Source organism: Amycolatopsis regifaucium, from assembly GCF_001613935.1.
Lineage (GTDB): Bacteria > Actinomycetota > Actinomycetes > Mycobacteriales > Pseudonocardiaceae > Amycolatopsis > Amycolatopsis regifaucium.
Map to the genome: position 1 here is coordinate 1 of NZ_LQCI01000013.1, position 22,751 is coordinate 22,751.

At 66.3% G+C, this 22,751-nt stretch carries 22 protein-coding genes and 3 pseudogenes; 11 read left to right on the plus strand and 14 right to left on the minus strand.

Annotated elements, in window-relative coordinates:
* Positions 1 to 108: 108 nt before the first annotated feature.
* A complete protein-coding gene (locus AVL48_RS16640) occupies positions 109 to 621 on the minus strand; it encodes a hypothetical protein (RefSeq protein ID WP_061989743.1) in 513 nt (170 codons plus the stop codon).
* A gap of 1 nt (position 622) precedes the next feature.
* Positions 623 to 2,638 carry an RHS repeat-associated core domain-containing protein gene (locus AVL48_RS16645; RefSeq protein ID WP_244162547.1) on the minus strand — a complete coding sequence of 672 codons (2,016 nt, stop codon included), beginning with the start codon at positions 2,636 to 2,638 and terminating at the stop codon, positions 623 to 625.
* Positions 2,639 to 3,413: 775 nt separating this feature from the next.
* Between AVL48_RS16645 and AVL48_RS16650 the strand changes: the two genes are divergently transcribed.
* The 6 genes from AVL48_RS16650 (at position 3,414) to AVL48_RS16670 (ending at position 9,120) form a co-directional block, all read left to right on the plus strand.
* Complete coding sequence (locus AVL48_RS16650) at positions 3,414 to 4,265, plus strand: alpha/beta fold hydrolase (protein ID WP_244162546.1); 852 nt, start codon at positions 3,414 to 3,416, stop codon at positions 4,263 to 4,265.
* 409 nt (positions 4,266 to 4,674) lie between these two features.
* Positions 4,675 to 5,154, plus strand: a complete 480-nt coding sequence (locus AVL48_RS40545; RefSeq protein WP_279626652.1) for a cation:proton antiporter domain-containing protein — start codon at positions 4,675 to 4,677, stop codon at positions 5,152 to 5,154.
* Complete coding sequence (locus AVL48_RS40550; protein WP_279626651.1) at positions 5,151 to 5,900, plus strand: cation:proton antiporter domain-containing protein; 750 nt, start codon at positions 5,151 to 5,153, stop codon at positions 5,898 to 5,900. The genes AVL48_RS40545 and AVL48_RS40550 overlap by 4 nt, the downstream gene beginning before the upstream one ends.
* Entirely contained in the window at positions 5,900 to 6,142 is a 243-nt protein-coding gene (locus AVL48_RS16660) for a hypothetical protein (RefSeq protein ID WP_061989740.1), read from the plus strand. Before AVL48_RS40550 ends, AVL48_RS16660 begins: the two co-directional genes overlap by 1 nt.
* A gap of 161 nt (positions 6,143 to 6,303) precedes the next feature.
* Positions 6,304 to 6,651, plus strand: a complete 348-nt coding sequence (locus tag AVL48_RS16665; protein ID WP_061989738.1) for a hypothetical protein — start codon at positions 6,304 to 6,306, stop codon at positions 6,649 to 6,651.
* A 27-nt stretch (positions 6,652 to 6,678) separates the two neighbouring features.
* Complete coding sequence (locus AVL48_RS16670; protein WP_061989736.1) at positions 6,679 to 9,120, plus strand: PEP/pyruvate-binding domain-containing protein; 2,442 nt, start codon at positions 6,679 to 6,681, stop codon at positions 9,118 to 9,120.
* Positions 9,121 to 9,125: 5 nt separating this feature from the next.
* Here the strand turns inward: AVL48_RS16670 and AVL48_RS39790 are convergent, their stop codons facing one another.
* The 6 genes and pseudogenes from AVL48_RS39790 to AVL48_RS16695 all read right to left on the minus strand — a co-directional run bounded on the left by AVL48_RS39790 (position 9,126) and on the right by AVL48_RS16695 (position 14,199).
* On the minus strand, positions 9,126 to 9,287 hold the full coding sequence (locus AVL48_RS39790; RefSeq protein WP_208616253.1) for a DUF6653 family protein: 162 nt from the start codon (positions 9,285 to 9,287) through the stop codon (positions 9,126 to 9,128).
* 71 nt (positions 9,288 to 9,358) lie between these two features.
* Positions 9,359 to 9,610 (minus strand): annotated as a pseudogene (locus AVL48_RS40845) (DUF6653 family protein); the annotation flags it as partial.
* An 8-nt stretch (positions 9,611 to 9,618) separates the two neighbouring features.
* A complete protein-coding gene (locus AVL48_RS16680; RefSeq protein WP_074038245.1) occupies positions 9,619 to 10,887 on the minus strand; it encodes a glycosyltransferase in 1,269 nt (422 codons plus the stop codon).
* The gene (locus tag AVL48_RS16685) at positions 10,884 to 11,495 is read right to left on the minus strand and encodes a TetR/AcrR family transcriptional regulator (protein WP_061989734.1); all 612 of its coding nucleotides are present in this window, start codon (positions 11,493 to 11,495) and stop codon (positions 10,884 to 10,886) included. Before AVL48_RS16685 ends, AVL48_RS16680 begins: the two co-directional genes overlap by 4 nt.
* A gap of 66 nt (positions 11,496 to 11,561) precedes the next feature.
* Positions 11,562 to 13,598: an acyltransferase family protein gene (locus tag AVL48_RS16690; RefSeq protein WP_061989733.1), complete on the minus strand. Its 2,037-nt coding sequence runs from the start codon at positions 13,596 to 13,598 to the stop codon at positions 11,562 to 11,564.
* A 154-nt stretch (positions 13,599 to 13,752) separates the two neighbouring features.
* A complete protein-coding gene (locus AVL48_RS16695) occupies positions 13,753 to 14,199 on the minus strand; it encodes a CBS domain-containing protein (RefSeq protein ID WP_061989731.1) in 447 nt (148 codons plus the stop codon).
* A 254-nt stretch (positions 14,200 to 14,453) separates the two neighbouring features.
* Here AVL48_RS16695 and AVL48_RS16700 point away from each other — a divergent pair, with 254 nt between their 5' ends.
* Positions 14,454 to 15,974, plus strand: a complete 1,521-nt coding sequence (locus AVL48_RS16700; RefSeq protein WP_082857666.1) for a SulP family inorganic anion transporter — start codon at positions 14,454 to 14,456, stop codon at positions 15,972 to 15,974.
* A complete protein-coding gene (locus tag AVL48_RS16705; protein WP_061989729.1) occupies positions 15,971 to 16,462 on the plus strand; it encodes a beta-class carbonic anhydrase in 492 nt (163 codons plus the stop codon). The genes AVL48_RS16700 and AVL48_RS16705 overlap by 4 nt, the downstream gene beginning before the upstream one ends.
* Here AVL48_RS16705 and AVL48_RS16710 read toward each other — a convergent pair whose 3' ends face one another.
* Both AVL48_RS16710 and AVL48_RS39045 read right to left on the minus strand, forming a co-directional pair.
* The gene (locus tag AVL48_RS16710; protein ID WP_061989727.1) at positions 16,463 to 16,909 is read right to left on the minus strand and encodes a CBS domain-containing protein; all 447 of its coding nucleotides are present in this window, start codon (positions 16,907 to 16,909) and stop codon (positions 16,463 to 16,465) included. It lies immediately after the preceding gene.
* 38 nt (positions 16,910 to 16,947) lie between these two features.
* On the minus strand, positions 16,948 to 17,103 hold the full coding sequence (locus AVL48_RS39045; RefSeq protein WP_156515769.1) for a hypothetical protein: 156 nt from the start codon (positions 17,101 to 17,103) through the stop codon (positions 16,948 to 16,950).
* A gap of 288 nt (positions 17,104 to 17,391) precedes the next feature.
* Here AVL48_RS39045 and AVL48_RS16715 point away from each other — a divergent pair, with 288 nt between their 5' ends.
* On the plus strand, positions 17,392 to 18,684 hold the full coding sequence (locus AVL48_RS16715; RefSeq protein ID WP_061989725.1) for an ArsB/NhaD family transporter: 1,293 nt from the start codon (positions 17,392 to 17,394) through the stop codon (positions 18,682 to 18,684).
* Between the two features lie 610 nt (positions 18,685 to 19,294).
* Here AVL48_RS16715 and AVL48_RS16720 read toward each other — a convergent pair.
* Positions 19,295 to 19,552 carry a YrhK family protein gene (locus AVL48_RS16720; protein WP_061989723.1) on the minus strand — a complete coding sequence of 86 codons (258 nt, stop codon included), beginning with the start codon at positions 19,550 to 19,552 and terminating at the stop codon, positions 19,295 to 19,297.
* Positions 19,553 to 20,188: 636 nt separating this feature from the next.
* On the opposite strand from AVL48_RS16720, the gene AVL48_RS16725 reads away from it, so the two are divergent.
* The gene (locus tag AVL48_RS16725) at positions 20,189 to 21,058 is read left to right on the plus strand and encodes a class II glutamine amidotransferase (RefSeq protein ID WP_061989721.1); all 870 of its coding nucleotides are present in this window, start codon (positions 20,189 to 20,191) and stop codon (positions 21,056 to 21,058) included.
* Positions 21,059 to 21,082: 24 nt separating this feature from the next.
* A pseudogene (locus AVL48_RS40075) lies at positions 21,083 to 21,472 on the plus strand (pyridoxal-dependent decarboxylase); the annotation flags it as partial.
* On the opposite strand, the pseudogene AVL48_RS40080 reads toward AVL48_RS40075, so the two are convergent.
* From AVL48_RS40080 to AVL48_RS16740, 3 genes and pseudogenes are all read right to left on the minus strand, one after another.
* Positions 21,463 to 21,543 (minus strand): annotated as a pseudogene (locus AVL48_RS40080) (MerR family DNA-binding transcriptional regulator); the annotation flags it as partial. The pseudogenes AVL48_RS40075 and AVL48_RS40080 overlap by 10 nt on opposite strands.
* Positions 21,544 to 21,777: 234 nt before the next feature.
* Complete coding sequence (locus tag AVL48_RS16735) at positions 21,778 to 22,263, minus strand: SPW repeat domain-containing protein (RefSeq protein ID WP_061989718.1); 486 nt, start codon at positions 22,261 to 22,263, stop codon at positions 21,778 to 21,780.
* 47 nt (positions 22,264 to 22,310) lie between these two features.
* Positions 22,311 to 22,628 carry an STAS domain-containing protein gene (locus AVL48_RS16740; protein WP_061989716.1) on the minus strand — a complete coding sequence of 106 codons (318 nt, stop codon included), beginning with the start codon at positions 22,626 to 22,628 and terminating at the stop codon, positions 22,311 to 22,313.
* Positions 22,629 to 22,751: the final 123 nt, after the last annotated feature.

Below are 22,751 nucleotides of genomic sequence, written 5' to 3' on the forward strand. Positions count from 1 at the left end.
AGCAAAGTGTTGCTAGACTAGAGGTGGTGCACTCACCAGTTGAAGCCACCCACCACACCAACAGCTCTCGATCATACGGGCGACAGCACCTTCTCGTCCGCGGTGAAACTACGGCCTCCATTTTCGCACGAGTATCAGGGGCCAAGAAATATCGAAATTGCCCCAGCTCAGCGCGACATCCGAGTTACCTCCGAAGATCTTGAGTCGCTCGAACAACGGAAACCTGACGAACGAGAATCCGAATCTCATGACAGCATCGACATGCTCGACCAAGTCCACTTCGCTCAGCGCATGGTCCCCACCGGGCTCAGGGCCACGTTCACGGCTTTCGACTCCCTGTTCGAGGTCGGCTGGCGATCCTTCGAACTCGTAGGCTACGAACACTCCCGGCGCAGAGTCGATCGACAAGAACGCCTGCGCCTCTTCGACGACGATCGCCAAAGACGGATCGTCTCGACGCGCAGAGCTGACCCGGACAGTCTGCGGAAGATCCGAAACTTTGCTGTTGAGTACGGCTTCGAACAGCCCATCGGTGGTGGGGGCCAGTGCGTTCACCACGCGGACCAGCGCTTCAGCCCACAGACGTGACATTTCGGCCGGCGTCAACTCGTCGTCGCCCATCTCAGTAACGCTTCGGCCCCTTCATGATGTGATAGTGCCGAAACCTTTTCGGCAGCCTCGAGTACGAGATACGGAACGTGGAGTTCTTCGGGTTCTTGCCGACGCTCCAGCCGATCCGCAGCTTACGGTGCTTGTTGTTCCACTTTCCGCCGGGAAGTAGCTTGTGCAGCGACTCACGAACACGGTTCGGCATGGCACTGCTGTTGCCGAACCTCTTGCTCATGAACCCGAGCCTTCGAGAGCGTGACACGACACTGCCGACGATGCGAGTGTAACGGGAGACGCCTTGGGTAACTGCGACCGCGGCGAAGCTGGCGGCCCGGGCCCAGTTGCCTTGGATCGCGTTCCCCGCGGCCGCGATCCCCGCGGCGACGGTTCCGATCGGGCCTGGCACCCAGGAAACCCATTCGGCGACAGGGGTCACTACCCGGGCAACCGCCTTGACACCGTTCCAGAGCGAGCCCCAGAACCCATGACCGTCGAGGTCGACACTGTTGATGGGATCGCCGGCGACGTAGTCGTAGTCGTTGGCGGAGCCGCCCTCTTCGGGGTCGACGGACAAGAACCGACCGAGCAGCGGGCTGTATGGGCGTGCGCCCATCTGCACCAAAGCCAGGGCCCCAGTGTGTTCGTTGGGCCGCTGGTGCTGGCCCAGCCACCCGTAGTCCATCGAACCAGGTGAGTTGTCCGGGACGTTCTGCGGATCGACAGCACCCGCGGTGGTCAGTGGCTGGCCGTACGGGTCATACGAGCGCAGGTCGCCGACCTGGTGCCCGGCCGCGTCGGTGGACAGGACCAGGTCACCCCGGACCGACGGGTGGTCATACGACGGGGTGAACGCGCCGTCGTTTCCGACCTTACTGGTGTACAGAACTCCGCCCGGAAGGGTCACCGACAGCGACGTAAGGCGGTTCTCGGCGTTGAGGGTCAGGTCGGCGGAGTCGCCGTCGCCGGTGAAGCCGTAGCGGACGACGGTGTTGTTGTCGCAGTCACGCGGGTCGCGGCGGACGATGCGGTCGGTGGCGTCGCGGGTATAGGCGATGTCCGCGTTCAGTGCGGAGGCGGGGCCGGTGGTGTGGGCGCCGGTGTTGCGGTTGGAGCCGTCCCAGGTCAGCGTGGTGGTGCTGCCGTCCGCGGACTTCCAGCTGGTGATGTTGCCGTCGGCGTCGTAGGCGAATCCGGTAAGAGCGGTGGCGCCTTCGGTGGCCAGGATCCGGTCTGCGGCGTCGTAGCAGTAGCGGGTATCCGCGGTTCCGGCCGCGGTTTGGTCGAGCAGCCGCATCCGGTTGGTATTGAGGCCCGCGTTCGCCTGGGTGCCGACGGGGCAGGTCGCGGACGCGGTGGAGGTGTAGTCGTAGGTGTAGTGATGGCCGGTGACGTAGGCCTCGGTCAATCGGCCGGCGCCGTCGTAGAGGTAGTTCGGTGCGTTCGGGCGGGCGTCGGTCCCGGCGAGGGACTCGTCGACGATCGTGCCCGCTGTGGTGCGTCCGACCTGGGAGACGATGTCCTTGCCGTCACTGGTCTTCCAGCCCAGCGACAGCGCGCGGGCGGCGTTGTCTTTGCTCACCGAGGCCAGCGAGGTGCCGTTGGCGTAGGTGACGGTGGCGAGTTCGCCGGCGTTGTCGTAGCCGACCGTGGCCAGGGTCGTGCCGTCGAGCTTCTGGGTCTGCACGCGTCCGGCGTCGTCGTAGGTGAACGAAAGAGTCCGCGGCACGTCGGCGGTGTCGGGCGGGGTGACAGTGGTCGACGTGACGCGTCCGGCCTGGTCGTAGAGGGTGCCTGTGCGGACACCGTTGACGTCGGTGTAGGTGGTGACCCGGCCGAGAAGGTCGGACGTGGTGGTGATGGTGCCTTTGTCGTCGGAGACCGAACGGGTGAGCGGGTCGCCGCCGACCGCGTAGTCGTGCTTGACCGTCGTTGCCGGGGAGGTTGCCGACGCCGGGACAATCCTCGTCGTCGACCAGAACGACATCGTTATCGGCGGCGGCCTCATCGGCCTGCCGAGTTCGGTCGCCAAGACGAAGACACCCGCACCGCAAGGAATGGCCTGGCAAGCCGTCGCCCCAGCCGGAGTCACGATCGGAGGAGTGATCGCCGTCAAGACGGGGACGCCATACCGACTGCAAGCGCAGGATCAATGATGCCCCGGACACCGCGGCGCCGAATCACGCGAAGGTGTTCACCTTCCGACGACATAGCGCCGCCCGTAGCTGTCAGATGTCCGTCGGTGCACCAATCCCCCCGGACGACGTTGCCGAGCTGACCGGGACCACCAGCGCAGCATCGGACCCCAGCGCCCCATGCGCGTTCAGTCATCAATCATGTGCGAGTGGTGTCCACAGGATCGCCGGAGCCCGCAGAACCTTCTACTCCGAAATTCGGCAACCTCGTCAAGCCAGAGCCGCAAGACGAAGCGCCATTCATACGTTCGTCCACAACATGAACTTCGAAGCGCCCGGGGTCATGACCGCCCACCTCCCGAGCCATGTCGCTTGTCTCGACGCGCCACTCACGTAAAGTGTCTAGCGGCGCGGTCTCGGTGATATAAGCAGCGGGCCGCACCATGCGCGCGATCTGCATCGGCTTCGTCCGTAACCCCTCGGCCAGGGCGCGCTCAAGAAACGGGAACTCAGCACCTTACGTTCCGTGGTGTCAAAATCAAGAAGACCACCGCCCTCACGCGGCTCGACCGCACCCACCAACGCGTAGTCCGCCGCCGCCATGCCAGCCTCGCCGTGCACAACCGGATCCCGGTCACGCGATGCAAGACTCGGGACGGCACGATAGCTGTCGTGGGTGTTTTCCGTTCCACCAAGACCACGGACCTGGACAGCGGCGTCGTCGAGTACCGGTTCGACCAGCGCGGTGGTGCCGTGGTGGTGATCTTTCACGGCGGGCATATGAACGCTGGACTCGCGCTCGGTGAGGATGTGTTCGCCGAAGCCGGCTACTCAGTGCTCGTGCTCTCGAGGCCCGGCTACGGCCGGACACCGCTGACGACAGGCACGACGCCGAGCGGATTCGCCGAGGTGACTCATTCGCTCTGCGAGTATCTCGGTATCACTCGCGTCGCCGCGGTGATCGGTATTTCGGCCGGCGGACCTACCGCGGTGGCGACGGCCGCCCGCTATCCGGAACTGGTCGAGCGAGTCATCCTCCAAAGTGCGGTCGGGCCGCTTCCGTGGCCCGATGCGCGTACCCGTCTCGCGGCTCGGCTCGTCTTCTCGCCGGCGACCGAGCGCATCACGTGGTCGGTGGTGCGCGCAATCATGCGCACAGCCCCGAATTCCGGTTTGCGCATGCTGCTGGGCGATCTCGCGGATCTGCCTGCCTCGCGTGTCCTGGCAGTGCTCTCCGCCGCCGACCGCCGGACGTTGATCGAGTTGTTCTCCCGCATGCGATCTGGTGACGGCTTCCACAACGACCTCGTACCCCGACGGGATAGAGCCGGCGAGGTCGCACAGCCCACCTTGGTGATCGCGAGCCGCAACGACGGATCTGTGCCGTTCGCCCACGCCGAAGCACTCGCCGCGGCGATCCAGCACAGCACCCTGATCGAGAGCAAAGCCGATAGCCACTTCATCTGGCTCGGCCCGGACTGGGTGGCGATCAGCGAAAAGGTCCGCGACTTCCTCGCCACCTGAATCTGACGGGGTGACCGGGAAGGAACCTGGATCTCAGCCTGCCCTTCCTGACGCATCACCCGGCCGTTGCGACTTGGTCGTCGCTCGGAGAAGCTGGCGTTGAGCCACAATACGGTTCGTCGTCGGTTACCGGTTCAGCAGCCCCGTCGAGGTCTTCCCGTGATCTCCCGCAGGCGTGCCGCGTCACCCGTAGCCGTCTCGCGGTCGCTTACAGCAGCTCGGTGAGCGCCCCTGCTTCGCGGCTTAACAGGAGCCAGGGCCGACTTGACGAAACCTTGCGATCGATCCGGGAGACCTGGAGCACGTCCCACGCGGTTTGCGTCGGCTGTCTCGATACGGCATCTTTACGCGCGGAGCGCCGGGAAGTCTGGTCGGCAGGACCCACCCCATGAGGGATGGGTGATTCGACGTGGACGGGGTTTCGATGGCGCTCGCTTTGGCATTCGGTCTGGTGCTGCTGATCAGCGTGTCCTTGTCCGGACTCGCGGCTCGCACCGTGCTCTCGACAGCGCTGCTGTTCCTGGTGGCGGGGGCGCTGATCGGGCAAGGCGGGTTCGGCCTGGTCGACATCCCCTCCAACGGCGCCTTCGTGACCGGCCTGGCCGATCTGGCGTTGTTCACCGTGCTGTTCACCGATGGTCAGCGCGCTAGCCTGCCCTCACTGAAGGAAGGCTGGCGGCTCTCCGGCCGTGCGCTGGGCTTGGCGATGCCGTTGACCATGGTGGGCATCGCGGTGCCGACGCACTTCCTCACCGGCCTGGACTGGACGACGTCGTTCTTGATCGGCGCGATCCTGTCACCGACCGACCCGGTGTTCGCCTCCGCGATCGTCGCCGGACGGACGTACCGCTACGGCTGCGCAGGTTGCTCAACGTCGAATCCGGCTTGAACGATGGTCTGGCGCTCCCCTTCGTGCTGATCTTCCTCGCGACCGCCGCGAACAGGGACACCGACTTCGGCGGCATCGCCATCGAGCTCGTCGCCGGTCTCGCGCTCGGCGTCGCCATTCCCGCGGCCATCGCGCTCGCCTGGCGGTTGAAAGTCCTCACCGCCGAACCACGCCTGCAGGCGCTGGGGCCGCTGGCGGTCGCGGTGATCCTGTACGCGACCTGTCACCTCACCCACGCCAATCCCTACCTCGCCGCGTTCGCGGCCGGCGCGACACTGGCCACAATGGACCGGGTGTCGGCGGAACACTTCGAGCATTTCGGTGACTTGCTGTCCGAGACGACGAAGTTCGCCGCTCTCCTGGTGTTCGGCGCGCTCATCACGCCGGAACGGTTGTCCCACCTCAGCGTCGGCGACTGGGCGGTCGCGGTGGTCGCGATCGTGCTGGTGCGGCCCGCCGCGATGATGCTCTCATTGGTCCGCACTCCGCTACCCGCCAGGGAACGATCGGTCGCGGCCTGGTTCGGCCCCAAGGGCTTCGCCTCCGTTGTCTATGGACTCCTCGCGCTACAGGCCGGGATCCCGGCGGGAGAGCATGTCTTCGACCTTGTCGCGATCACCATCGCTCTGTCGATCGTGCTGCACTCCTCCACCGATGTTCCCGTCGCCAAGGCTCTGCGCATCGAACCACCGGACAACCTGCCCACCGGCCGACCGGAAAAGCTTCCGCAGAAGGAGAGTTCCTGATGGGAGGCAGCACACCCGTCCTGGTGTTCGCGTTACTGTTCATGGCCCTGCTGGCCGTCATTCCCAGGCGTTACTGGTGCATGCAGCTTCCCGCGGTACTCGGCTGGGTCATGGTCTGGATCGACAGCGCGTTCACCGGTCACTGGACCGATTCGCTGGGTGTGGCGATCACGGCCTTCAGCCTGCTATGGCTGGCTTTGACCGGGAAGCGTGCCCGTTCTTGCTCTGACCCGGACAGCTGATGGATTCGGCAAAGCCTCTCGGCGGAACGGTTCGTTACCTGCCTGAGACCGACGTGGATCGCCCAGACCCGTTCGGCACACCGGATTCAGTACGCGTCGCGCCATCACACCTATCGTGAAATGCCGACCATCTCAACGGTGGGAAAGGGGAGCCACGGCCCGTGCCCGACCACCCGACAGCAGAGCTGGCCTGGCTGGTCAGCCAACCCCGCGCGGTCGAGATCCTCGACGCCCTCACTGAGGCGCCCCGCCCGCTTACCGACCTGCACCGGCAGCTGAACCGACTGGAGGTCTGGACCACGCTCTACGACCACTATCTCGATACTCCGCCCACCACGATCCCCAGGGAACGGCGACGCCCGACGCGGGAGCTTCTCTTCATCGCGCTTCTCTTCGCCTGCCTCGGAAACCTGGTGCTCGGCCATGCCGGGCACGCGATCCCGTTCGGCATCGCGTGGCTGGTGCTCATCGCTGCGGTGACGTATCGGGCACGCCACCGGACCGCCTGATCTCCCACGCGACAAGGAGGACAAGGGATGAAACTGATCAATCTGTCCGAGATCGATGCCTCGATGATCGATCTGGTGGGCGGGAAGGCCGCCGGGCTCGGCGAGATGGTCAAGGCCGGCGAGCGTGTGCCGGACGGTTTCTGCTTGACCGTCGAGGTCTATACGTCGCGAGATCTTCCGGAGAAGGAGTTGCTCGCCGCCTACGAGCGACTCGGCGGTGGCCGGGTCGCGGTGCGTTCCAGCGCCACCGCCGAGGACTTGCCGGACGCGAGCTTCGCAGGACTACAGGACACCTTCCTCGACGTCGAGGGGGCCGCCCGACTCGTCGATGCCGTTCGCAGGTGCTGGGACTCTCTGCATTCGGAGCGGGCGGTGACCTACCGTGCCACCGTCGGTATCGACGACGCCGCGATGGCGGTGGTGATCCAGCGGATGATCGACCCCTCCGTGGCCGGTGTCCTGTTCACCGCCAACCCGATCACCGGGTGCCGCACCGAGATGGTCGTCGACGCCGCACCCGGCCTGGGGACCGCGATCGTCGAAGGCACCGTCATCCCCGATCACTACGTCTTCGACCAGCGTGCGGGGACCATGCCGCACCAAGCCGACGGATGCCTCGATACACGTCAACTCGAACAGCTCCGTGACGCCGGTCTGCGGTTGCAACGGCATTTCGGCTCGCCGCAGGACATCGAATGGGCGATCGATTCCGACGGCGTGCTGTGGCTGTTGCAGTCCCGGCCGATCACCACCCTGTTCCCGCTGCCGCCGGACACCGGCGAGAACCGGCTTTACCTCGAGTTCGGCCACATCCAGGGGATGCTCCGCCCGTGTACCCCGATGGGGGTTTCCTTGCTCAAGACCGGATCGGCGATGTGGTTCCAAGCAAACGGCGTCCGAAGCGACCCACGGGATCCACTGCCCCGGCTGGTGCCGATCGGCGGGCGGCTCTACTTCGACCTGACCGACTTCGTCCGCAGCAAGGTTATGCGCAAGCGGCTACCGACGTCCCTGCAGGTGTACGGACCGCGGGTGCAGGGCGCCGTCGAACGTATGATGACCGATCCGCGCTTCGCCCCGCAGCGCGGCTTTCCGTTCCGGACGAGCAGCATACTCAGGGCCACGGCCGGGCTGGCGCCGGGAATGATCGCGGGGTTCGTGTCGAGCCTGGCCCGCCCGGACGCGGCGCGCGCCCGCGCCTACCGCGCGGTGGAGGAAATCCGGCGCCTGATCGTTCCGCCTCCGGACTCGGCGACCACGGCGGAGCGGCTGAGATGGGTCGTCGAGGACTCGCATCGAGCGATCATGAGCCGCGGCATGCTCGGGCTCACGGGCCCCTTGATGGCCGGGATCCTCCTCGGAGTGGCCCCAGCCGGCTTGCTCAAGGGCATCGCCACGGACGAAGAACTCGACATCGTCCTGGGCGGAATGCCCCATAACGTGACGACGGAGATGGATCTGGCCCTCTGGAGCCTTGCGGTGAATGCGCGAGAACACAGCGAGCTGTTCCTCCGCACCCCACCCGGCGAACTGGCCGAGATGTACCGCGCCGGGCGACTGCCCGACATCGGGATGGCCGCATTCCTGGAAAAGTACGGCATGCGCGCGGCGGCCGAGATCGACGTCGGCATGCCCCGCTGGGACGAGGACCCGGCGCCCTTGTTCGCCACCATCGCCAACTACCTCCGCGTCGACGACCCCGAGCAGGCACCCGACCGGCGATTCCGCCAAGCCGCGCGGAAGGCCGAGGTGATGATCGAGACGCTGTCACGCCGGGCGCGCCGTCGGCGGCCGGTCCGCGGCCGGGTCGCGACGTTCCTCATGCGCCGCTCGCGCAAACTCACCGGACTGCGGGAGATCGGGAAATTCGCGTGGCTGCCCGCGATCCAAGCGGCCCGGCGGCAACTCCTGCTCATCGGCGACGACCTGGTGTCCCGTGGCCTGCTGGAATGCCGCGACGACATCATGTTCCTCACCCTCGACGAAGCACACACGGCCGTCCACGACGCGACCGACCATCGCCAGCTGGTCTCCGCGCGCCGCGCGGACCACCAGCGGGAGCTACGACGGCACACTGTCCCCGGTGCCCTGCTCTCCGACGGGACCGACGTGGAAGCACTTGCCCCAGCCGAACCCGCCCAAGACGGCGTACTGGTCGGGATGGCAGGCTCGGCGGGCCAGGCGACCGGGAGAGCGCGCGTGATCCGCGATCCGGCCGGCGCGTACATCGAGCCGGGCGAGATCCTCGTGGCGCCGACCACCGATCCCGGATGGACCCCGCTGTTCCTGACCACGGCCGGCCTCGTCACCGAAACCGGCTCGCCGGTCGCGCACGGCCCCACGGTCGCCCGGGAATACGGCATCCCTGCCGTCATCTGCGTCCGCGACGCCACCCGCGTGATCACCACCGGCCAGCTGATCACCATCGACGGAGCCGCGGGCACGGTGCGGATAGTCGACGACGACTGACGCTTTCACGCGGCCGCTTGCTCCTCCGCCCGCTCCCAAAGCCAGCCGAACCGGTCGATCCGCCACAGCTGGGCCATGATGACGACCGTCGCGCCGAACAGGGTCGGCCAGAAGTCGAGTGCGACCAGGCCCCACGTGATGAGCCCGAAGCCGGCGAGACCGAGCACGACCAGGACACGCAGACCCGCCGATGGTCCGGCGGCACCGACGCTTTGTCGTGCGCCCAGACACGTTCGCCGTAGATCCCGCGGGCGGCCCAGCTGCGTGGTTCGACCGGCGGGAAGGCCGAGGGGTTGAGGAACAGCCATACGACGACTGCCGCGATCGGCACGAGACACCACCAGCCGATCCAGGTGCGGCTCCAGATGGCGAGCAGCATCAGCGGGATCGCGGCGAAGCGGGTCCATACGCTCCAGGGATTCGCGTGGCGGCGCCAGGCTTCGTCGTCCATTCGGAAGGTCTTCGCGACCGCGTCGGTGAGTTCCATCATGGTCCTTGTCAGGTCAGGTTTTCGAGAAGGGCGACCGCGGCCGATACGCCGTTCTCCGCCCGGATTTCCCGGCCGAGTCGTTCGGCTCGTTCGCGCATTCCGGCGTCACCGGTGGCTTGCCGCAGCGCCGCGGTGAGCCGGTCGGCCGTGAGCTGTTGCTGGCGTATCGGAGGCGGCGCGACGCCGACGGCGTGCACGCGGTTCGCCCAATACGGCTGGTCGGCGACGAACGGACACACCACCTGCGGTCTGCCCGCGGCCAGTGCGGCACCGGTCGTACCGCCACCCCCGTGATGCACGACCGCGCTCATCCGGGGGAACAGCCAGTCGTGCGGCGCGTGGTCGATCACGAACAGGTCGCCGGTACCGGCGGTCGCGGCGATGCCGCCCCACCCGGTGGCGAGCACCGCGCGGACCCCGGCCTGACGAACCGCTTCTTCGACCACCGCGCGGGTGCGGCGTGAGTCCCTGCCCGCCATGCTGCCGAATCCGATGTAGACCGGAGCGGGTCCCGCGTCGAGGAAGTCCCGCAAAGCCGCGGACGGCTCCCATCCCGAGACGGCGGGGAGATACCAGAAGCCATTGGTGTGCACCGAATCCCGCCAATCAGAAGCGGAGAGGGCGACGCGGGGGCTGAACGCCTGCAGGATCGGACGGGCCCTGCCGTCCGGGTCGTGCAGGATGTCGTGCATTCCCCTGCGGCGCGGCAGCCCGAGTTCGGTGGTGCGCCAGGTGGCCGTGATACCGGCGTACATCCGCAGGACGGCATCCACCGCGAGATACGTGGCGCGGTTCAGAATCCTCGGCAGGCGGGGCAAAGGAATCATCGGGCAAGGGAACTCGCCAGTGGGGATCCAGCCGGGTTGCAGCGTGACGACCACCGCGGGCACGCCGAGCATCTCGGCCGCATGGTGGGCGGGCACCCCGGTCGTGTGCACGACGACATCGGCACGGGAAGTCTTCGCGACTTCGCCGACGTTGTGCAGGACCTCCACCATCATCGGCTTGACCCGCCTCGCCGTCCGCACAGCGGTGACCTTGCCGCGCACGCCCCGGTAGCCGCCCTCGATGGCCTCCTTCACCACCGGGTCGTCCATCAGCCGGTTCGGCCCCTCGCCCAGTGACGCGAACTCGATGTCGTACTCCCCCGCGGCGTCGGCGAACGAGTCCGGCGCGGCCAGCACCACCTCATGCCCGCGATCGCGCAGGGCGACCGCGAGTGCGAGCATCGGCTGGACGTCACCTCGGGTGCCGTGGGTGACCAGCAGCGCCCTCACTTAGACCGCTCCTGGTCATTGACGGCGGCGTAGGCGGCCAGCCAACGGTCATCGGTGAACAGACCCTTGGTCAACATCTCCAGCCCCGCCCTGGCACCACGGATCGCTGTCGCGGTCTCCGCCGGATCCCCACCGAGCAACCGGCCGACGTGATCACCGAGCACGAGCGGCGCCAGCAGCCAGGACACATAGACGACCGCGCGCGCACGCGTGTCGTCCGCCGGGTGCGCCCAGCCCTCCCGCACGCCGTCGGCGAGCCACGCTTCGGTTCGGTCCACGATCTCGGTGAACAACGCGGACGCCCCGCTCGACCCGTCCAGAAACGCGCGAGCCAGGTAACGCCGCACGGGCGTGGCGGCCTGCAACACCTCCCCCAGTGCATCGTCGCCGGCCTGACCACCGCCCCGGATCGAGTCGAGCACATGGTCGTCGCAGGCCTGCCGCAACCCGTCCTTGGACCCGAAGTGGTGCAGCACCAAACCCGGCGACACCCCGACATCTGCGGCGACCGCACGCACCGAGGTCCCGGCGATGCCGTCGGCCCCGAACCTGGCCAACGCGGCATCACGGATACGAGCACGGGCGGTCAGATCAGAGACTGAACCCATGTTCAGAGTATTGAACATTTGTTCAGCGCCAGTCAAGACCGCTCCCGGCTCTTGCCGGTTTCCGGCTCAGCCGCCCGGCGGGGGTTCCTCCGCGTGGTCGTCCGCCCAGCCGAGAGCCTCGGTGATCGCCTTCTCCGCGATGGCCGACATGGTCGCCATATAGGTGCCGCTGACGTGGTTGTCGTCGAGGTAGACGAGGACGTTGCCGATCACGGGCGGGCAGACCTCGGCCGTGCAGAAGTAGTCGCTGAAGTCGAGGAACCGCACGTTCGGCGGCAGATCCGGCAGCGTCTCATACGGCGGTCGCTCCGCGTAGAGCTCCGACCGTGGAGTAGCGCATTCCGGCGCCGTGATGCCGCGGGTTTCGACACAGGCGGAGGGGGCTTGACCGAAGCGCGGGTTGTCCCGCACCGCCAGCACCGGGATGCCCGCCTCGTCGACCTTTCGCCACTGGGCGACGTAGCCGCCGGGGACCCGTTCTTCGACACCTGGTTTGACGTCCCGGGTGCCGATCGTCAGCACCGCGTCGGGGCGGGCGGTGAGTATCTCGTCCACCACGGCGGTGTTCCAGTCGATGCAGGACTGGTCGCCCGGCACCGCGTCCGAGTCGGTGGAGAACGGGCAGCCGCCGCGGAGGATCGACGTGACCTCCCAGTTCTTCTTCTCGGCGACCGGGAGCAGCGCCCCGAGCAATTGCCCGGCGTGCGAGTCGCCGGCGACCACGATCCGGCGAGCGGGATGCCCCGTGGTCTGCGAGGTACAGACTTCGAGATCGGCGTTGCGCGGGGAGATTCCGCAGCGGACCGGGTCGATACCGGCCCAGTCTTGGGACACCGCGACGAACGACGGAACCGGTTTCACGTCCGCGGCGCCCCAGTAAGTGAATCCGGCCGTACGTGCGAGAGCTCCGGGATGATCCGGATTGCTCACTGTGAGCGCGTAGCTCTTCGCCTGGCTGACGCTGGCCCATTGCCAGGCGCCCGACGCGGCGAGGACCACGGCCATCGCCAGCACGCCGAACCGGTAGGCGCCCCACCGGTTTCCCGTCCCGATCGTGGACACGCGGACCGGCTTCTCGACCAGGTGGTGCGTCAGCACGGCGAGCAAGAACGCCAGCACGATGATCACCGCGCCACCGCGCGGACCGACCTCCTCTTGGTCACGAACGACGAGATAGAGCACCAGGACCGGCCAGTGCCAGAGATAGAGCGCGTAGCTCAGATCGCCCAGATACGTCAGCGGACGGCTACCGAGGAACCGGTCGGCGCCGCCGGAGAACGCGGTGTCACCCGCGACGATAACCAGCGCGGCCGAGAGTGTCGGCCAGAGCGCGAGATAGCCGGGGAAGACCGTCCCGACCTGAAGCACCAGACCGCAGGAAACGAGTCCGGCGACACCGGCCCAGCCGGCCACGATCCGGGCAGGCCTCGGTACCGAAACCCGGTCGAGCACCAGCGCGAGCAGACCACCGAGCGCGAACTCCCAGGCCCGCGTCAGCGAATCGAAGTACGCCAGCGGCTGGTCGACCGCGGTCAGCCACACCGAATAAGCCAGCGAAGCCGCGAACACCGTGCCGAGGACGCCGAGCAGGATCGGCCGGACGTCGCCGCGGGTTCGCCTGGCGACCAGCAGTACCAAGCCGACCAGCAACGGCCAGACCACATAGAACTGTCCCTGAATCGACAGCGACCAGAAATGCTGCACGACGCTGGCCGAATCGTGCTGCGCGAAGTAGTCGGCCGAATCCGCCGCCAGCTGCCAGTTCTCCACGTACAGCGCGGAGGCGACGACCTCCCTGATCGTCTGGAACCAGCGGTTCTGCGGCAACAGCACCACGCTTGCCGCGATGACCAAAAGCAGCACGGTGAGCGCGGCCGGGAACAGTCGTTTGATCATCCGGCCCCACATCGGCCGGTACTCGATCCTCCCGCGCGCCGCCGCGCGGTAAAGCTGGCCGGTGACAAGGAAACCCGAGATCAAAAAGAACGCGTCGACGCCACCGGAGATCCGGCCGAGCCAGACGTGGTAGACGACCACGAGCACACACGCCAGCGCGCGCAACCCCTGGATCTCCGGGCGGAACCGCCGCTCTGTCTCCCGCACACAACCACCACCAAGATCACCGGCCACCGACGGGCGGGGACCCTACGGCAGGAAGCTGTGCGCGAGCCTAGATCCCGAATTCCCGGCGACCGTCGCCGCCCCACTGCGAGGCCGACGCCATCACCGGACCGGAGAGGCCCCCGGTGACCGGCGGTCAGGTCGGTGCGAGCACCAGTTCCAGCAGCCGGGACGCCGTGATCACACCGATCATCGCGCCGTCGCGCGGTACGGCGGCCAGCGGACAGCGCAGCCGGGCCATCATCGCGGCGACTTCCACGATGTTGTCGTCGTGATCGACAACGGCCAGTTCAGGAGGCCGGGCGGAAAGGACGTCGCGGACTGTCTTGCCGCCCAGTTTGTCCGCGGCACGGTCGGCCATCGATTCCGGCAGCACCGCTGCCAGCGTCGGAGCCTCCTGGACATAGCTGGGCACCAGTAACTTCACCACGTCGGAGGCGGGCAAGACTGTGTAAGGCCGCCCGTCGGCCGTGGTGATGACAAGCCCGGGCAGCCGATTCTCGGCAAGCAGCCGGGCCGCCTGCAGCGCGAGCGAATCGAGACGCACAACCGGGAATTCCTCGGCCATGACGTCGGCATACATCTCCGCAGAGTACGGCAAATCGGTCATTTCAACCATGGCGCCGCCTACTGCCGTCGCCACAGTTGCCATCAGTGACCGACTTTGCGTGAGCTTCGGTGACTAGGCCGTCGGCGTGATGATCTCTACCTCAATGCTTCTTTACTGGACCTTTACCCTCTTTTAGGGCATCTTTACGTCCAGGAGTGCCGGGAAGTCTGGTCGGCGGCTTGGCCCACCGAGGGCCGGATCAAACGCACGCCGACGAGCGGGGACCGATGCTCCAGCGTTTCGCCAGAGAACTTCTTGCCGGGCTGACCGTGGCGATCGTGGCGCTGCCGCTGGCGATCGCCTTCGGCATCACCGCGACCGGCACCTCCGAGGGCGCGCTCGTCGGCTTGTACGGCGCCATTTTCGCCGGGTTCTTCGCCGCGGTCTTCGGCGGCACACCCGCGCAGGTGACCGGCCCGACCGGCCCCATCACCGTGGTCGCCACCGGTGTCATCGCGGTGCACGGACTCGAAGGCGCGTTCCTGGCGTTCATCATGGCCGGTGCGCTTCAGATCCTGTTCGGCGTGTGCCGGCTCGGGTCTCTCATCCGCTTCATCCCGCACCCGGTGGTGTCCGGGTTCATGGGCGGTATCGCGCTGATCATCATCCTGGGCGAGCTCGACCAGGTGCGGAAGAGCTTCCTGGTGGTGGCGGCCACGATCGTGCTCATGCTCGTGGCCGCACGGGTGGTCAAGTCCATCCCGGCGAGCCTGATCGCGCTGGTGTTCATCACCGGCATCCTGTCCTTCGCGGAGCCTGTCCTGCAGAACCTCCGGATCGGGCCGGTTCCACTCAACGGCACGGTCGACTACATCGGCCAGATCCCCGAATCGATTCCTTCCATCACCATCCCGGACTTCAGCGGCTCCCTGCTGCTCACCCTCGTGCTTCCCGCCCTGAGCATCGCTCTGCTGGGTTCGATCGACTCCTTGCTGACCTCGGTCGTGATGGACAACATCACCGGCCGGCGCCACCACAGCAATCGAGAACTGGTCGGCCAGGGTCTGGGCAACATGGCCAGCGGGCTGTTCGGCGGCTTGGCCAGCGCGGGGGCGACGGTCCGGTCTGTGGTCAACGTCAGAAGCGGCGGCCGCACCGCGGTGTCGGCCGCGACCCACAGCGTCATCCTCCTGGCATTGGTGGCCGGACTCGGCGCGGTCGTCCAGTACATCCCGCTCGCCGTGCTGTCGGGCATCCTGATCCTGACCGCGATCGGCATGTTCGACTGGGAAAGCCTCCGCAAGACCCATGTCGCACCCCGGGGCGACGTGGTCGTGATGTTCGCGACGATGATCATCACCGTCCTCGTCGATCTGACCGTGGCGGTCGCGGTCGGCGTGGCCGTGGCACTCCTCGTGCACTTCGGGCAATCACGGCGTAGCAAGGCTTCGGTCGTCTACGACGAGACCGGCACCTACCGCGTCGACGGGCCGCTGTCGTTCCTCTCCATCGACCGCGTCTTGACCAGACTGCGCGACGACGAGCCGAAGCTGTCGCTCAGCCTGCGGAACGTGAGCTACCTGGACATGTCCGGCGCCAAGGGACTGCTGACCTTCATCGACCACTCCCACAAAGCCGACGTGGAACTCGACTTCAAGGATCTGCCGCCGCACGTCGAGCGCAAATTGACCGCGCTCGCGAACGACGAACAGCGCGGCAAGCTCACCACCGTCATCAGAAACGGCACGCCCGGTGCCGCGACGGAGGACACCGGAGCCACGAGCCGACCGAACAATGGAGAGTCATGACCGCGATCGACGTACTGCTCAAACGCAATCACGAACTCGGCGACGCGGTGGCCGGTGATCGGCGGTCGCCTCGCCCTTCCCTGCAGGTGACCATCCTGACCTGTATGGACGCACGCGTCCGAGTGTTCGAGGTCTTCGGCCTCGTCCAAGGTGAGGCGCACGTGCTGCGCAACGCCGGCGGCGTGGTCACCGACGACGTGATCCGCTCGCTCGCGCTGAGCCAGCGGAAGCTGGGCACCCGCGACGTGATGATCGTGCAGCACACCGACTGCGGGTTGTCGCTGGTGACCGAAGACGGCTTCAAGGACGACCTGGAAGCCGACACCGGGCTGCGACCGACGTGGTCGGTCGAGGCGTTCCGCGAGGTTTCCGACAGCGTCCGCCGCTCGATGCAGCGAGTGAAGCGCTCGGTTTTCCCTCTGCACACCGACAATGTCCGCGGTTTCGTCTACGACGTGAAAACCGGAGCGCTGACCGAAGTCAGCTGATCACCGTGGCGCGAGCGCCAACTCCAGGAGCCGGGACGCGGAAATCACCCCGAGCAGCGTCTTGTCCTGCATCACCGCGACCAGCGGGCAATGCAGTCTCGCCATGATCGCGGCGACCTCGATGATCGTGTCGTCGGAGTTCACCCGAGGCAGCTCGGCGGGCTCTGTGGGAAGCAACGACCGCACCTTGCGGCCACCCAGTTTGTCGGCGATGCGATCGGCCATCGATTCGTCGAGGACGGCGGCGAGCGAAGGGTCGTCCTGCACATAGGTCGGGACGAGAAAACGAACCACCTGCGAGGCGGGCAGGACCGATTGGGGGCAACCACTCCGGTCCGTGACGACGATGCCGGGCAGACGATGTTCCGCGAGAAGCCGCGCCGCGTCGAGTGCGTCGGAATCCATGTCCACGACCGGGTATTCCTCGGCCATCTCGCTGGCGTGCATACCGCCAGACTACGACCGTCCGGCCAGGCGCGCCGGACTCAGTCGTTGTTACTGTCCGATTCTTTACGCCCCGACGAGAGTCGGGTGCGGTCCGGCAACTCGCCGCGCTCCTGCCGCAGATGCACCAGGCGGATGGCGGCGACCAGTACGACGAACACGGCGATCAACGCGAGAGGACCGAGCAGTCCGGACATAGGCCCTCCATCTCACGACACTGTGTGACCTCTGGCACAGCCCAGCGTACCGGACGGCGCCCTCGCCAGGCGCATGGAACCAGTCGACCGTGTCCGAGCCGCGAGCCAAGTTGCTTCGGGTTCCTCTTTACGGCATGTTGACGCATGGAGCGCCGGGAAGTCTGGTCGGCATACCCGTCCCTGACCGGGCCGGGACAGTCGGCATGGACAGGATTCGGTGAGAACGCAAGTGATCGGGCAGCATCTTCGGCCGGCATCCGCCCTCGGGTCCGTCCACGGGGGCGTGGCATGAGCGCCACCGTCGCGATCGCCGTGTTCGTGGTGGCGTATCTGTTCATCGCCACCGAGAAGATCCCGAAGATGGTCACCGCCCTCGCCGGCGCGGGAATCGTCCTCGCCCTCGGTGTCCTGGGCTCCGAGGACGCGTTTTACTCCCACGACACCGGTGTCGACTGGGACGTCATCTTCCTGCTGCTCGGGATGATGATCATCGTCGGTGTCCTCCGGAAGACCGGTGTCTTCGAGTACACCGCCATCTGGGCCGCCAAACGCGCCAAGGGTTCGCCACTGCGGATCATGCTCCTGCTGGTGCTGATCACCGCGGTCGCTTCGGCGTTCCTGGACAACGTCACCACAGTGCTGCTCATGGCCCCGGTGACCCTGCTGGTCTGCGATCGCCTGGACATCAACCCCGTGCCGTTCCTGATCGCCGAGGTCATGGCCTCGAACATCGGTGGTGCCGCCACCCTGATCGGCGACCCGCCGAACATCATCATCGGCAGCCGCGCCGGACTGACGTTCAACGACTTCCTCGTCAACATGGCCCCGATCGTGGCGATCGAACTCGTCGTCTTCTGTCTCGTGCTGCCAAGACTGTTCCGCGGTTCCTTCACCGTCGACCCGGACCGCGTCGCCGACGTGATGGCCCTCAACGAACGCGAAGCCATCCACGACAAACGGCTTCTCATCAAATGCGGTGTCGTGCTCCTGGCCGTCTTCGCCGCCTTCATCGGCCACTCGATCTTCCACATCGAACCGTCGGTCGTCGCCCTCCTCGGCGCCGGTGTTCTGGTACTCCTCTCCCAAGCCAAACCGAAGGACTACCTGGCCAGCGTCGAATGGGAAACACTGCTGTTCTTCGCCGGGCTGTTCATCATGATCGGCGCCCTGGTCAAAACCGGCGTCATCGGCGATCTCGCGAAACTGGCCGCCGACGCCACCGGCGGCAACGCACTCCTCGCCGTCATGCTCATCCTCGGCGTCTCCGCGCTCTTGTCCGGCGTCGTCGACAACATCCCCTACGTCGCGACCATGAGCCCGCTGGTCCTCGACCTCACCAACAGCATCGCCGATCCCACCCACTCCGAAGCCCTCTGGTGGTCCCTCGCCCTCGGCGCCGACTTCGGCGGTAACGCCACCGCCATCGGCGCCAGCGCGAACGTCGTCGTCCTCGGCATCGCCGCACGCGCCGGAAGCCCCATCTCCTTCTGGGAATTCACCAAAAAGGGCGTCATCATCACCCTGATCACCGTCCTCGTCGCCGCGCCCTACCTCTGGCTCCGCTACTTCGTCTTCGCCTGACCTCGCAGCCTCAGCCAGAGTGCGCCGACGTGCGGAGCTGACGCACACCCAGCACTGCCGCTTCCAAGGTGAACCGCTGTGCACACCACTACGAGTGTCGGTCAACCGAACGACGGCGACGAGGCCAAACGCGCCGCCTACTACCAGGCAGAACTCACCATCGCCGCCATCATCCTCTGGCTCCGATGACTTACAGGACAGCTCCTAGTCCCTGCGACCCTGGCTGGCCGCGCCGCACTCTTGAAATGGGTAGGCTTCGCCCGCTCATCCGCCGGTTCTCGCGCAGTCAGTACGGAGCTGCGATCATGCACGGCGGGCTATTGAGGAGTAAGACAACGGTGTCGTAGTGGGTTTGTGACGGGAGCAGTCACATCCAAAGCCCGTCCGGGTCGCTCTCATTACCTAGGCATGGAACCGGTTCACGATGTCGTACAGGTCATCGGTTATATCACCTATTAGAAATTCCCCTTCAGTTTCGTCGACACACCGATGGGTCGCCGATTTTCTCCGGAAGGCCCTGGAGACGATGTGCTCAAGGCGAAGACAAAGGCCGCTGCGGGTCAAATCGTGTAATCACCGCGGTCAACGGATCAGGGAGGACCCGATTGGGTCAGGCGCCGCTGCGCGCCGGGGCTCGGCCCTGGTCACCAGGGGCACCGTTGAGCCTATGCCGTTCGTGGATGTAGACGGCCTGACCGATAGCACCGATCATCATCCCGAACGAACCGATGATGAAGAGCCAGATCGCGACGAGCTCGGTCACGTGCCACACGAACAGAACGCTGCCCGCGAAGAAGATCACGTTACCAATTACTCCGATGCCCAGGTGCACAGCGGGGAATTCGCGGATGAAGGACTTGGCGTCCACGGCTACGGTCTCCTCCCGTCACGAGACAGTCGCGGCCGACCCGCGCCGTCGAAGCTACGGCTACCCCGAAGCGATGCCGGCAACACCTTCGCCGTAGACAACATTTGCCTCCAGCACCTCTCGCTGATGCCCCGCGTAGGGCGGTGACGCCCAATGGAGTTCTCAGACGAACAGTTTCAGTAACGAATGTGCGGCAGGGGACGTGCTGACGACATCCCACCGTGGCAGTGGTGTCGACGGCCTCCCTGCGGTGAAGCCAGCTTCCCCGCAATGCGGCCTCTGGCTCACTGATGCGCTCCACGGCACCGGCGCACTCCCGAAGGGCGCCGACTGTTAGAGCGGCTCTCCCATCTGCGCAACGACGTTGCGTTGCTCTCCGAGGGATACGACACGAAACTGCAATGACAGGTCGGGGCCCCGGCAAGCCTTCAGTTCGTCGTGAGTTGTCTGATCGCTCCTTCTCTGCCCGCACCCGATGCGTGAATGTGACAAGCCAGGCGATTGTCCGCCAGGACACCGGGTATTCGATCACGACGTCGTCAAATCCTCTGCACAGGCGTGCGACCTGATGGCCAGCGATCCGATCACAGGGCTGTTGACCGCGGATCGCCCACCTCGATCGAACAGGAGGCCGACATGTGCCGGCTTTTCGGGCTTTCCGCGGGGTCGCAGCGGGTGCGGGCTACGTTCTGGCTGCTCGAAGCGCCGGACAGCCTTGCCGAGCAAAGCCGTCGCGACCCGGACGGCACCGGTCTGGGCACCTTTTCCGCCGACGGCGTGGCCGAGGTCGAAAAGCAACCGATGGCCGCCTACGAAGACGAGAAGTTCGCCGAAGAGGCCAAGGAACGGGAGTCAGCCACCTTTCTCGCCCACGTGCGTTACGCCTCCACCGGTGGCCTCGAACCCCGCAACACCCATCCGTTCACCCAACACGGCCGGATCTTCGCCCACAACGGCGTCCTCGGCGATCTCAAGACTCTCGACCGGGCGCTCGGCGACTATGGCTCGCTCGTCGAAGGCGACACGGATTCCGAGCGGCTCTTCGCGCTCATCACTAAGCACATCGACCAGCGAGACGGCGACATCGGGGCCGGAATCACCAGTGCCGTCCGGTGGGCCGAAGAGCACCTGCCGGTTTACGCTGTCAACCTGATCCTGACCACCCCTACCCAACTGTGGGCTCTGCGCTATCCGGGCACCCATGACCTGTTCGTCCTGCAGCGCGCGGCCGGCGGCCCGCACCACGGCCGGCACCTCGAACACGTCAGCCGGGCCGGACGGATCCGGGCCCGGTCAGGTGCCCTCGCCGAGCACCCCGCCGTCATCGTGGCGAGCGAACGCATGGACGAGAACCCCGCCTGGCACAACCTCCGCTCCGGCGAGCTCATGCACGTCGACGCCGATCTCACCGTCACCCGCCGGCTGATCCTCGATCGGCCACCACGGCACCGGCTCACCCTCGACGACCTCGGCGCGCATGCCCGCGCCTCGCAGTGCACCCGCTGACCACCCACGCGCAGGAGCGAATCCATGCCACTGTCGCACCCGTCCGATCAGCAGCCCACCGGCCGTTCCGGCGTCGGCTACAACCCGGTCTTCACCCGCGAACCCGTCGACATCCCGCGCAACCGCCTCCCTGGAGGCGAGCTGGATGCCGACACTGCTTACCAGATCGTGCACGACGAGCTGATGCTCGACGGCAACGCCCGCCTCAACCTGGCCACCTTCGTGACCACCTGGATGTCACCTCAGGCCCGGACACTGATGGCGGACTGCTTCGACAAGAACATGATCGACAAGGACGAGTACCCGCGCACCGCCGAACTGGAACAGCGATGCGTGCGGATGCTCGCCGACCTCTGGCACGCCGAGGACCCCGAAAACCCGACCGGCTGTTCCACCACCGGATCGACTTCCTCGTAGTACCGGATCGTGCGCAGGGACAACCCGGTGCGCTCGGCCACCTCGCCGATCTGCATCTGCTCGCCCATGCCGAGTCCCTTCCTTGGGCCACCTCCACCAGGACGACCTGCGGCCCAGCCGAACGATACCCTCACGTAACAGGAGTGCCGGCGGCTGACCTGCGCAGCAGTGCACGCCGACACCACGGTAAAGCGCCGGCACCGCGACCATCGTGGCGCTGAACCCGTCGCCGACCCCAACCGAGCGACCGGTGCGGGCGAGGAGGGCACGGTCCCCGCCTGACACGGTGTCACCGGCCTGCTCTACGCCGCCCTAGATCCGCTCGGCCTACCGGCTTCCGCGCGATGGACGAGCGCCAGGCCCGCGCCCCAAAGGACGAGCACAAGCGGGCCGGTCACTACGTTGGCCACCGCCCATGCGGCCGGGTGAGCGCCGGATTCGGCTCCGAGCAGAAGTGGTGACACCGCAAGCCATCCGCCCAACGGCAGCCGCATCAGATTGGCCGTAGGGCCGATCGGCGGATCGACGAGCGAAAGGGCACCCAGCGCCACCAGGGCGCTTCCGACCAGTATGGCGTTCCAATCGCCGTCCGCGGACCCTTCGCTGAACGGGGAGTTCAGGACAAACGGCGTGAGGATCAGCCACACACCGGCCAGGTAGGTCAGCGCGTCAATGATCCCCAGCCCAGTGGCGTTCCGTATCGTCCGTCCGCCACCGTCCCGCCGATGTTCCTTCTCATTTTGGCCGTCGAAGGTGTACGCCCCGAAAAGGCTGACTCCACGGTTCATTCTCTCGTCGTCCCTGTCCGAGATGGTTCCTCGAGGTCAGCACACCGTCAGAGCCCGACCAGACTCAGGTATCGACGGATCCCGTTCTCCGGAACGCGAATTCGCATCGACCGTCCGCTCTTTTCGAGGCTTCTCTTGGCCTCGTTCAGTCCAACGAGTGCGGTGATGCTCAGAAAGGACACGTCGGTGAAGTCGAGCACGACATCGTCTTCGGACTCGATTACGCAGTCCTCGACCACGTCCATGAACCTGGGTACATCGGGAGTCGCGACCTCGCCCTCGGCGGTCACGATCGTCACGCCGATCTCGCGGCGGCGCCGGACGACGAGGGCACCGGCGAGCGGCTCCAGAACGGAGGTACTCATGTCCACACCTTCCTGCGTCGAGTACAACCACGTGCTCCCAGACTGGCATGGGCCAGGTACGGACGACCTGACGATGACCTTACGATCAGCTATTCAGCGGTGCGTCTTACCAATTTTCGCCCG

Coding starts and splice junctions, on each gene's coding strand:
- AVL48_RS16640 (WP_061989743.1), bottom strand. CDS start 621: ATGGGCGACGACGAGTTGACGCCGGCCGAAATGTCACGTCTGTGGGCT.
- AVL48_RS16660 (WP_061989740.1), top strand. CDS start 5,900: ATGGGAGGCAGCACACCCGTCCTGGTGTTCGCGTTACTGTTCATGGCC.
- AVL48_RS16670 (WP_061989736.1), top strand. CDS start 6,679: ATGAAACTGATCAATCTGTCCGAGATCGATGCCTCGATGATCGATCTG.
- AVL48_RS16685 (WP_061989734.1), bottom strand. CDS start 11,495: ATGGGTTCAGTCTCTGATCTGACCGCCCGTGCTCGTATCCGTGATGCC.
- AVL48_RS16695 (WP_061989731.1), bottom strand. CDS start 14,199: ATGTATGCCGACGTCATGGCCGAGGAATTCCCGGTTGTGCGTCTCGAT.
- AVL48_RS16700 (WP_082857666.1), top strand. CDS start 14,454: ATGCTCCAGCGTTTCGCCAGAGAACTTCTTGCCGGGCTGACCGTGGCG.
- AVL48_RS16705 (WP_061989729.1), top strand. CDS start 15,971: ATGACCGCGATCGACGTACTGCTCAAACGCAATCACGAACTCGGCGAC.
- AVL48_RS16710 (WP_061989727.1), bottom strand. CDS start 16,909: ATGCACGCCAGCGAGATGGCCGAGGAATACCCGGTCGTGGACATGGAT.
- AVL48_RS39045 (WP_156515769.1), bottom strand. CDS start 17,103: ATGTCCGGACTGCTCGGTCCTCTCGCGTTGATCGCCGTGTTCGTCGTA.
- AVL48_RS16715 (WP_061989725.1), top strand. CDS start 17,392: ATGAGCGCCACCGTCGCGATCGCCGTGTTCGTGGTGGCGTATCTGTTC.
- AVL48_RS16725 (WP_061989721.1), top strand. CDS start 20,189: ATGTGCCGGCTTTTCGGGCTTTCCGCGGGGTCGCAGCGGGTGCGGGCT.
- AVL48_RS16735 (WP_061989718.1), bottom strand. CDS start 22,263: ATGAACCGTGGAGTCAGCCTTTTCGGGGCGTACACCTTCGACGGCCAA.
- AVL48_RS16740 (WP_061989716.1), bottom strand. CDS start 22,628: ATGAGTACCTCCGTTCTGGAGCCGCTCGCCGGTGCCCTCGTCGTCCGG.